We start from the raw sequence: 9755 nt of genomic DNA, 5'->3' as shown, positions 1-9755 counted from the left end.
CCCTGCTGGAGTCCGCCGCACCCGGCCGGTACCGCTACCACGACCTCGTACGCCTCTACGCGCGTGCATGCGCCGAACGCGACGAACAGCCCCCCGCGGAGCGCGAGGCAGCCCTCTCGCGGCTGCTCGACTTCTACCTCGCCACCGCCGCACGGGCCTACGCGCTCGCACGGCCCGGGGACCGGCTGGTGGCCCACCTGGCGCCCACCGCGGTGCCGGGGCTCGCCCTCGAGGACGGCGGGGAAGCCGTCGACTGGCTGACCACCGAAGCCGCCTGCATCCTGTCCTGCGTGCGCCTGCAGGCGACGGAAGGAGGCTCCTTGGCGCGGGCGGCCGACCTGCTGCTCGTCGCCAAGGACCTCGTGGAGGCGGGCATCAGCGGGAGCGCCTACATCCACGCCGCCGAGGCCGTGCTGGCCGCGGCGCGAACCGCCGGCGACGCGCAGGCGGAGGGCCGGGTCTGCATCGCCCTCTCCCACGCGCACAGGTTCACCGGGCAGCTGGAGGAGGCCGGCGAGTACGCCCGCCGGTCGGTGCTCCTCGGCGACGCCACCGACGACCCGCTGGTCATCCGCTGCTACGCCGTGAACCAGCTCGGCATCATCGCCATCTACCAGCGGCGCTACCGCGACGCCGAGGCGCATTTCAGCCTGGCCCTCGACTACTTCCGCGCCGACGGCAACCGGATCGGCGAGGCCAGCGTCCTCTCCAACCTCTCCCGGGCCCACCTGGGCCTGGGCGACGCCGACCGGGCGGTGGAGCTGGCGGAGGCGGCCCTCGCCATCTACCGGGGCGTCAGTGGGTCCTGGCGCCTGGCCAACGGACTGTACGCGCTCGGGCTGGCCCTGGCGGAGGCCGGCCGCCCGGACGAGAGTCTGGAACGGCTGACGGAAGCGCTCGGCATCTTCCGGGACAGCCGGCAGCGGTGGTGGGAAGGCATGACGCTCTACCGGATGGCCGAGGTCCACGTGACCGCCCGCCGCCCCGAGGACGCCGTACGCTCTGCCGAACTGGCCCTGTCCACGCTCCGCGGCCCCGGATCGTGGTGGCAGCTCGCCGACGTCCTGACCTCGCTCGCCCGCGCGCTCGACCTCATCGGCCAGGCCGAACGGGCCCGGGCCTGCCGGCAGGAGGCCCGGGCGATCCGGGACCGCCGAGGAGCCGCCGCCGAACGCCTCCGCACGGCACCGGACTCCGACGGGCCGCCGGAGATCAAATCCGCGTGACGGCCCCACGCGGTGCCCGGTCGCCCGTCCTGCCCGCCTTGCCCGCCTTGCCCGCCTTGCCCGCCTTGCCCGCCTTGCCCGCCTTGCCGCGGATGGTCGCGGATGGTCGCGGCGTCCAGGTCGGGGGCGACGAGAAAGTCCTTGGTCGGCTTCGGGGCGGAGGCGACCTGTTCCCGCGAGCCCCCCACGGGCGGGCCTCGTGCCGGGCCCCCGGGCAGGACGATGCCCGCCGCGCCGTCGCATTCGCCGAAAATGGCTGAATCCAATCCCTGCCCTGTTCCCTTTTCGGCCCCGGAGGCTCTACCTGTAGCGGGGCCGGTCCGGCCGGCCCCCAGGGGCGAGAGGAATTGTGCGATGACCTCCGGGATGACCTCGTTCGACAAGATCTACGACCAGCCCGACCCCCGGGCGTACTTCACGGTGCTGGGACCTCTGGAGTACCAGACACCGCACCATGCCCAGAGCGTCTTCCGGCGTATGGCCGAGACCCTCGGGGGCCCGCCCGGCGACGAACCGCCGACCGTCGTGGACATCTGCTGTTCCTACGGCATCAACGCGGCACTCCTCAACCACGACGTCACCTTGGACGAGCTCTACACCCGCTACACCTCGCCGCAGGTCGCGCCGCTCACCACGGCCGAGCTCATCGAGGACGACCGGGCGTACTTCGCGGCGCGCCGGCGGCCCGGGGCGGCCCGCGTGGTCGGCATCGACGTCGCCGCGCAGGCCGTGTCCTACGCACAGGCCGTCGGGCTGCTGGACGAGGGGTTCGCCGAGAACCTGGAGACCGCCGAGCCCAGCGCCGAGCTGCTGGGGCAGACGCGGCGGGCCCGGCTCATCACCATCACCGGCGGGACCACGTTCCTGTCCGCCAGGACGCTCAAGGCCCTCACCGCGGGCACGGACAGGCCGCCCTGGGTGGCCTCGTTCGTGCTGCGGACGGCCTCGTACGAGCCGATCGCCGACGCCCTGGCCGCCCACGGCCTGAGCACGGAGAAGTACACCTCCCGCACGTTCCCGCAGCGCCACTTCAGCGGGGCGGAGGAGCAGCGGTACGCCGTCGCGGCCGTCGAGGCCGCGGGCGAGGACCCCCGGGGCAAGGAGACCGAGGGGTACTTCCACACGACGCTCTACCTCTCGCGGCCCCCGCAGGACGCGGCGGCCCTGCCCCTCACGGAGCTGCTGCCGCCGGACTGACCCGGGGCGCGAGCATGCCGATCGGCGGGTTCATGGCGAAGCGACAAGCGAATTCCGGCCATGAACCCGCTACGGGCACGCCCCGCCGGCCGGCTCGTACGGCCGCTCCTCGGGCAGCCTGCGCCGCGCCTCGTCCAGGTCCCCGGCGACGACCAGCCGGTGGACCTCACGGGCCAGGGGCGTGACGTCCGTGATGGACACGGTCCACTCGTCGGCGTAGCGACGCGACGCCTCGCCCGCGAGCCCCAGCTGCAGGGACCGGTGGGGCAGGGCCTTCAGGTGCAGGTCGCGCTCGGGATCCCACTGCACCCTGGCCGGCGCCGCCTTCAGCTCGCGCTGCCAGGCGGCACGGTCGGCGTGGACGTCCCGGTCGTAGTGGGACAGACAGGCGTTGGCCAAGGCCCAGTCGAAGCCGGCCCGGTCGATCTCGATCGCGAGGACGCACTCCTGGTCGGCCTTGGTGGCCCAGCCGCAGCGGTACATCATCCAGAGGAAGGACGGCTTGATCCACGTCATCCGGTCCCGCTTCCACGCGGCCGGGAACCGGCCGTCCCGGGCGGCGGGCAGGCCGAGGCGGGGTGCGTAGGCCTGGTAGACGGTGATGGTGCTGTCGGTGTGCGCCGCCCGGATGCGGCGGTAGGGCTCCTGCATGGGGCAAGTCTGTGCGGACGCCGGTGACCTGGCCAAACGATTTACGCGCTGCGGCCGCTGCGGCCGGCGCGGCTACCTTCGTGCCGGGGTGTCCAGCAGGTCGGTGACGAACTTGCGCAGTTTTCCGGCGCGGACCGGTTGTACGCCGTGGAGGACCTGCGCGCCGTAGGCGAGTGCGGTGCCGGGGCGGGTGGGGGTGACCCAGCGGGTGGAGTCGATGTCGCGGAGCCAGGCGGGGACGGCTTCGTGGCCGCCCAGGTGCGGCATCCGGTGCGTGAGGGGGGTGCCGGGGGCGTAGCCCTCGGCTTCGCCCACGACGGCTCCGGTCCAGACGGCCGGGGCGGCCGTGGTCTCGATGTAGAACTCGCCGCCCTCGTCGGCGTCTTCGAGGACCACGCCGATGCGTCCGATGCGCCGGGGGGCGACGGCCGGGTCGGGGATCCCGTCGACGTGGGTCGGTATGTGCTGGCCCGCCGTCAGTTCGGTGTAGTCCCAGCGGGCGTCGGCGGCCACCGACGGCAGGGCGCGCTGCAGGACGTGCAGGGCGCGGGCCGTGGCGGCGCGCAGGATCTCCTGGGCGAGCCCGGGGGCCCGGAGGAGTTCGGCCTGGCGCCGCGGCTTCCATCCGGTCGCCGCGATCTCGCTGTCCATGATCTTGACCAGTTGTCCGAGCTCCGCCGGCGTCAGGAACTCCTCGACGCTCTGCAGGGCCAGGGTCTCGGTCAGATGGATCATCAGGTGCCTCCCTGTGCTCGACGTACTCCGTACTCGGCCGCGGGAATCACCTGGCAGTGTCGTGGCTGTGCGTGCCGCCCGGCAGTCGACAACTGGCCGACTTGGGGGCGGCACCTCCAGCCTCCCGGTCCTCAGAATTCCAGCGACACGTCGTGCGTCCGCAGCCAGAAGTCCAGGGCCAGGACCAGTTCGCTGCCGGTGCGGTAGCCCGGCCGGGGGTCGTCGGCGGTGGCCGCGGCCAGCGAGGGGCCGTCGAGGAGCGTGCGGACGAGGGAGCCCGGGCCCTCGGTGGCCCGCTTCAGCGCGCTGCGCAGGCCGTCGAGGTAGTACGGGTCGCGCGTGGTGGGGTAGGGGGCCTTGACGCGGTCGGCGATCTCGGGCGGGAGGAGGTCGCGGGTGGCGGCGCGCAACAGGGACTTCTCCCGGCCGTCGAAGGTCTTCATGGACCAAGGGGTGTTGAAGACGTATTCCACGAGGCGGTGGTCGCAGAAGGGGACGCGGACCTCCAGGCCGACGGCCATGCTGGCCCGGTCCTTGCGGTCGAGCATCCACTGCACGAACCGGGTCAGGTGCAGGTAGCCGATCTCGCGCATGCGGCGTTCCGGGCCGGTCTCGCCGGGCAGGCGGGGCACTTCGGCGAGGGCCTCGCGGTAGCGCTCCGCCCGGTACCCCTGCAGGTCGATCTTCTCGAGCAGGCCGCGGTCCAGCAGGGCCTCGCCGGGGCCGCTGCCGGGGCCGGAGATGCCGGTGCCGAAGGGCGGGGCGAGCCAGGGGAAGGTGTCGGCGGCCACGGAGCCGGGGTGGTGGAACCAGCGGTAGCCGCCGAAGACCTCGTCGGCGGACTCGCCCGAGAGCGCGACCGTGCACTGCTCGCGCACCGCCTTGAACAGCAGGTAGAGGGAGGTGTCGCCGTCGCCGAGGTCGAAGGGCAGGTCGCGGGCGCGCATGACGGCCTCGCGGGCCGCGGTGTCGAGCAGCGCGGACGACGGGAGGGTGATGACCCGGTGGTCGGAGCCGGCGTGCCGGGCGAGGGCCTCGGCGTACGGGGTGTCGCGCGTGCCCCGCCAGTCGTCGGCCGTGAAGTTCTCGGCGTGGCGGGCGAAGTCGAGGGCGAAGGACTGCACGGGGGCGCCGCCCTCGGCCGTGCGCTGCCGGGCGCCGAGGGCGGTGATGACGCTGGAGTCGAGGCCGCCGGAGAGCAGGGTGCCGAGGGGGACGTCGGCGACCATCTGCCGGGCGATGATGTCTTCCAGCAGCTCGCGGATGCGGGCGATCGTCGTGCCGAGGTCGTCGGTGTGCTCGCGGGACTCCAGGGCCCAGTAGCGGCGCAGGCGGGTGCCGTTGTGCCGGACGCGCAGGGTGTGGCCGGGGGGCAGCTCGTACATGCCCTTGTAGACGGCGTGGCCGGGGGTCTTGGTGAAGGCGATGAGCTCGGCGAGGCCTTCGGCATCGACGGCGGGGCGTACGGCGGGGTGGGCGAGGACGGCCTTGGGCTCGGAGCCGAAGAGGACGCCGTCGGGGGTGGGGTGGTAGTACAGCGGCTTGATGCCCATGCGGTCGCGGACCAGCAGCAGCTCCTGGATCCGGGCGTCCCACAGGGCGAAGGCGTACATGCCGTTGAGGCGCTCGGTGAAGTCCTCGCCCCATTCGAGGTAGGCGTGCAGGACGACCTCGGTGTCGCTGCTGGTGCGGAAGGCGTGCCCGCGGCCCTCCAGCTCGGCCCGCAGCTCGCGGAAGTTGAACACCTCGCCGCTGTAGGTGAGGGCGACGACCGTCCGGCCCCCGTGTTCGAAGGTCATGGGCTGCTTGCCGCCGTCGGGGTCGATGACGGCGAGGCGGCGGTGGCCGAGGGCGGCCCGCTCGTCCAGCCAGAGGCCGTGGGCGTCCGGGCCGCGGCACGCCATGGTGTGCGTCATCGCGTCGGCCGTGTCGGCGGTGACGGGGTGTGCCGGGTCGTACGAGACCCATCCTGCTATTCCGCACATGGCGTGCTGTCTCCCTGTCTCCTGTCGGTGTGCCTCTTGGGGTGAGAGGGGGTGCGGCTCTCCTTGCGGAAGGCTGCGAGGAGAGCCGCACCCCTGCGGTGCCGTGGTGGTTGGTCAGACGTGCGCGGCGGGAACCTCGGCGGGCCGTTCCCCGCCGTCGGTGAAGCGCCGGAAGGTCCACGTCATCCACATCACGACGAGGACCATCAGCACGCTGATCGCGGTGGCCCAGGCCATGGCGTCGGCCCAGCTCGCGGCGGTGGCGTGCTTGCCGGCGACGGCGAAGAACACCGCGCCGATGACGGCGACGCCGGCGGCGCTCGCGAACTGCTGGGTGGTGGTGAGGATGCCGGAGGCGATGCCCGCGTCCTGTGCCCGGACCCGCATCAGCGCGGCGCCGAAGAGGGCGGGCAGGACGACGCCGTTGCCGGCGCCGATCAGGCACAGGCACAGCACGATCCACGGCAGGCCGGTGTCGGCGCCGGCCGCGTACAGCCGTACGGCCAGGGCCACCAGGCCCAGGACGATCACGGCGCTGCTGACGACGAGGGCGCTCATGCCCCAGCGGTTGGTGAGCCTGCCGCCGATCATCGAGGTGGCGGTGAAGAGGATGCCCATCGGGGAGAACACCAGGCCCGCCTGGAACGGGCCGAGGTCCATGCCGGACTGCAGCAGCAGGGTGAGCGTGAACATGAAGCTGCCGAAGTAGACCATGAACGCGACGCTCGCGATCACGCCGCCCCGGAAGGAGGGGCTGCGGAACAGCGGGAAGACGAGTACCGGGTCGCCGCCGCGGCGCGCGAGGGTGCGCTCCCAGCGCAGGGTCAGCACGGCGACGGGGATCGCGAGGGCCATGCTGACCCAGGTCCACACCGGCCAGTCCGAGGTGTGGCCCATGGTCAGCGGCACGAGCAGCAGGGCGAGGGCGAGGGTGACGCCGGACGCCCCGACGGGGTCGAGCCCGATGCGCCTCCGGTGGGTCCGGGCGGGCAGGACGCGCATGGCGGCGGCCGCGATCACCGCGCAGAACGGCACGTTGATGAGGAAGATGCTCCGCCAGCCGAGCCCGGCGAAGTCCGCGGCGATCAGCGCGCCGCCGAGGACCTGGCCGGCGATGGAGCCGAGGCCGGCGGCGGCGCCGTACCAGGCCATGGCCTTGGGCTTGCGCTCGTCGGGGAAGTCCGCCGTGATCACGGCGAGGACCTGCGGGACCATCACCGCGCCGGCGAGGCCCTGGGCCAGCCGGGCGGCGATGAGCTGCTCGGGGTTGACGGCGATGCCGCACAGCAGCGAGGTGACGCCGAAGGCGATCGTGCCGATGACGAACAGCCGCCGGTAGCCGTACTTGTCACCCAGCCGGCCTCCGGTGATCATGCCGGCCGCGTAGGCGAAGGCGTAGCCGCCGACGACGAGTTCGAGGGCGGCGGGTCCCGCGTGGATGCTCTCCTCCAGCGACGGCGCGGCGACGTTCACCACGAAGAAGTCGAACTGGGCGAAGAACATGGCGGACAGCAGGACGAGGAGGGTAGGTCCGGTGCGTACGGTCGGTTTGGTCGAGGCCTCCGCCACGGCGGGCGGGGCGAGTTGGTCGGTCATGGGGCTCCTCGGCGCCGGTCGCGCGCGGCGGACGGCGCGGTTCGCGGACCTGTGGTCGGTACGGGTGACAGGACTGGCTGGCTGGCTACGGATGGCAGGGCCGGGCGCAAGGGCGGCGGGTCAACGGCTCTTGCGCCGGCCGTGGATGGCGCAGGTGATGCGGGCGGTGCACAGGCGCCGCCCGTTCTCGTCGGAGATGACGACCTCGTAGGTCGCCGTCGTCCGGCCGAGGTGGAGCGCGGTGGCGACTCCGGTGACGGTCCCGTTGCGGACCGCCAGGTGGTGGGTGGCGTTGATGTCGACGCCGACGGCGATGTGGCCGTCGCCGGCGTGCAGGACGGCGCCGATCGAGCCGAGCGATTCGGCGAGCACGGCGGAGGCCCCGCCGTGGAGCATGCGGTAGAGCTGGGTGTTGCCGGCCACGGGCATGGTGGCGACCAGGCGTTGCGGCGTCGCCTCGTGGAAGGTGATGCCCATGCGGCCGGCCAGGGTGCCTTCGCCCGCCGCGTTGATCCAGGCGACGGCGTCCTCGGGCGGCGCGTCGAGGAGGCTCGCGGGGCGGGGGGTGACGGTCGTCATCGGAGCGTCACCGCCGTCCCGTCGCCGGCCGTGGCCACGGCCGCGGGGTCCGCGGGCCGGTAGGTGTGCAGGGCCACGTACTTCTCGCGCAGCTGCCGCTTGAGCACCTTGCCCGTGGGGCCGAGGGGGATGTCGCCCGGGGAGGCCGCGATCTCCAGCAGGGCGAGCCGGGGCTGGCCGATCCGGTCGAGGACGTCGTTGGCCCGGCGCAGCAGGTCCGCGGCGTCCCCGCGGCCGTCGAACAGCCGGACGAGGGCGACGGGGACCGTCCGGTCCTGGTCGTGCCCGGCGACGACCGCGCAGTCGGCGACCTCCTTCAGGCCCAGGAGGATCTCCTCCTCCATCAGGGCCGAGTAGCCGTCGCCGGCGTCGGTGCGGATGCGGTCGACGGCGCGGTCGACGTGGAAGTACTCCCCGTCCTCGGTGCGGTGGACGAGGTCGCCGGAGAGCCAGTAGCCGGCGAGGGTGGAGCGGTAGGTGGTGTCGGAGTCGTTCCAGTAGCCGCGGGCGATGGAGTCGCCGCGGACGCCGAGCAGGCCGACCTCGCCGGGGTCCGCGTGGCTGCCGTCCTCGCGCAGGACGGCGACCTCGGAGAGGGGGACGCGGCGGCCCAGGTGGCGGGCGCGGGGCGGGCTGTCGGGGGTGATCTCGCGGCGCAGGGCGGCCCAGCCGAGCTCGGAGGAGCCGAGCCCGTCGTCGATGACCGAACCGGGGACGGTGCGGTCGCCGACGGTGGTGCGGCCGAGCTCCATCAGGCGCCGCATGTGGGCGTCGTGGCCGCAGTCGCCGAGGTTGACCCACACCTCGACGGAGGTGAAGTCCGCCGGGTCGGGCCCGTAGGTCGCGAGGTGGGCGAGGGCCTCGTTGAAGGCGAGGACGACGCCGGGCCGGTAGGTGGCGCAGCCGCGCGCGAGCCCGGGCCCGGTGGGGTCGGACCAGCCGACGGTGGGGACGCCGGCGAGCAGGGAGTAGAAGGTGAAGGCGATGGCGCTGGAGTGGGACTGGGGGTAGGCGGCGAGGACGACGGAGGTCTCGGGGCCGGGCGGGTTGGCCAGCCGGTAGCGGGCTCCCGCGATGCTCTGCGCGTGGGTCCATACGACGGGCTTGGGGTTGCCCGTGGTGCCGGAGGAGTGGCAGATGACGACGGGGTCGTCCGCGCCGTGGCGGTACTCGGCGCCGGCGGGCAGGGTGCGGTTGCCGAGGATGCCGACGTCCTGGCGGGTGCAGGTCCAGCGGACGACGGGCAGTTCGCGCTCGCGGCCGGCGAAGAGGGCCAGCCGGGGGGCGTCGGTGTAGATGCCGACGGGCGCGGTGCGGCGGATCAGGCCGAGCGCGAGTTCCGGTTTCATCCGGCCGTTGATGAGGACGGCGATCGCCCCGATGCGGGCGAGGGCGGCGAGGTGGAGGTGGTCCTCGAAGGAGTCCTCGATGTAGACGGCGACGCGGTCGCGCGGCCGGACGCCGCGGTCGTGGTACCAGGCGGCCCACGCCTCGGCGAGGCCGTCGAGCTGGTTGAGGCTGAACTCGGTCTGCTGCCAGCCGTCCGTGTTGAGCAGCGGGATGTCGGCGGCGAGCAGCGGCAGGTCGGCCGCGGGGTTGGTCTCGGCGGCCACGCGCCAGGCGTTGCCGCCGCCGAGTCCGGGGTGGTCCACGAGGCGCAGGCGGGCCTCCGGTGTGAGGAGCGTGTGCGATGTGAGGGGCATCATTCACCTGGCCTCGGATTCGGAACGGATCGGCATGCGGGGCGGGGGGTGCCGGAACATGGCAGTCCGCTGTGCGGGCCCAC

Annotated in this window: 8 protein-coding genes; 2 read left to right on the top strand and 6 right to left on the bottom strand. The window is 73.3% G+C overall.

Annotated elements, in window-relative coordinates:
- Together ACFPP6_RS24540 and ACFPP6_RS24535 are read left to right on the top strand one after the other, a co-directional pair.
- The coding region (locus ACFPP6_RS24540; protein WP_382046204.1) for a tetratricopeptide repeat protein at positions 1 to 1226 on the top strand (1226 nt) is incomplete at its 5' end.
- A gap of 354 nt (positions 1227 to 1580) precedes the next feature.
- Positions 1581 to 2423 carry a hypothetical protein gene (locus ACFPP6_RS24535; RefSeq protein ID WP_382046201.1) on the top strand — a complete coding sequence of 281 codons (843 nt, stop codon included), beginning with the start codon at positions 1581 to 1583 and terminating at the stop codon, positions 2421 to 2423.
- Between the two features lie 69 nt (positions 2424 to 2492).
- Here the strand turns inward: ACFPP6_RS24535 and ACFPP6_RS24530 are convergent, their stop codons facing one another.
- From ACFPP6_RS24530 to ACFPP6_RS24505, 6 genes are all read right to left on the bottom strand, one after another.
- Positions 2493 to 3074, bottom strand: a complete 582-nt coding sequence (locus ACFPP6_RS24530; RefSeq protein ID WP_382046198.1) for a DUF4291 domain-containing protein — start codon at positions 3072 to 3074, stop codon at positions 2493 to 2495.
- Positions 3075 to 3146: 72 nt separating this feature from the next.
- Entirely contained in the window at positions 3147 to 3809 is a 663-nt protein-coding gene (locus ACFPP6_RS24525; protein ID WP_382046195.1) for a hypothetical protein, read from the bottom strand.
- Positions 3810 to 3940: 131 nt separating this feature from the next.
- Positions 3941 to 5794 (bottom strand): asparagine synthase (glutamine-hydrolyzing), encoded by a 1854-nt coding sequence (gene asnB, locus ACFPP6_RS24520; RefSeq protein ID WP_382046192.1) that lies wholly within the window; start codon positions 5792 to 5794, stop codon positions 3941 to 3943.
- A gap of 114 nt (positions 5795 to 5908) precedes the next feature.
- Positions 5909 to 7390 carry an MFS transporter gene (locus tag ACFPP6_RS24515; protein WP_382046190.1) on the bottom strand — a complete coding sequence of 494 codons (1482 nt, stop codon included), beginning with the start codon at positions 7388 to 7390 and terminating at the stop codon, positions 5909 to 5911.
- A 120-nt stretch (positions 7391 to 7510) separates the two neighbouring features.
- On the bottom strand, positions 7511 to 7969 hold the full coding sequence (locus tag ACFPP6_RS24510; RefSeq protein ID WP_382046187.1) for a hotdog fold thioesterase: 459 nt from the start codon (positions 7967 to 7969) through the stop codon (positions 7511 to 7513).
- Complete coding sequence (locus ACFPP6_RS24505) at positions 7966 to 9672, bottom strand: class I adenylate-forming enzyme family protein (RefSeq protein WP_382046184.1); 1707 nt, start codon at positions 9670 to 9672, stop codon at positions 7966 to 7968. Before ACFPP6_RS24505 ends, ACFPP6_RS24510 begins: the two co-directional genes overlap by 4 nt.
- Positions 9673 to 9755: the final 83 nt, after the last annotated feature.

The organism is Streptomyces aureoversilis (assembly GCF_042657885.1).
Lineage (GTDB): Bacteria > Actinomycetota > Actinomycetes > Streptomycetales > Streptomycetaceae > Streptomyces > Streptomyces aureoversilis.
The sequence above is the reverse complement of the archived record's forward strand: the minus strand, read 5'-3'. Positions and strand labels throughout refer to the sequence as shown.

Bases quoted from the DNA above. Each gene is read 5' to 3' on its own strand.
- ACFPP6_RS24535 (WP_382046201.1), top strand. From the start codon at position 1,581: ATGACCTCCGGGATGACCTCGTTCGACAAGATCTACGACCAGCCCGAC.
- ACFPP6_RS24530 (WP_382046198.1), bottom strand. From the start codon at position 3,074: ATGCAGGAGCCCTACCGCCGCATCCGGGCGGCGCACACCGACAGCACC.
- ACFPP6_RS24505 (WP_382046184.1), bottom strand. From the start codon at position 9,672: ATGCCCCTCACATCGCACACGCTCCTCACACCGGAGGCCCGCCTGCGC.
- ACFPP6_RS24510 (WP_382046187.1), bottom strand. From the start codon at position 7,969: ATGACGACCGTCACCCCCCGCCCCGCGAGCCTCCTCGACGCGCCGCCC.
- asnB (WP_382046192.1), bottom strand. From the start codon at position 5,794: ATGTGCGGAATAGCAGGATGGGTCTCGTACGACCCGGCACACCCCGTC.
- ACFPP6_RS24515 (WP_382046190.1), bottom strand. From the start codon at position 7,390: ATGACCGACCAACTCGCCCCGCCCGCCGTGGCGGAGGCCTCGACCAAA.
- ACFPP6_RS24525 (WP_382046195.1), bottom strand. From the start codon at position 3,809: ATGATCCATCTGACCGAGACCCTGGCCCTGCAGAGCGTCGAGGAGTTC.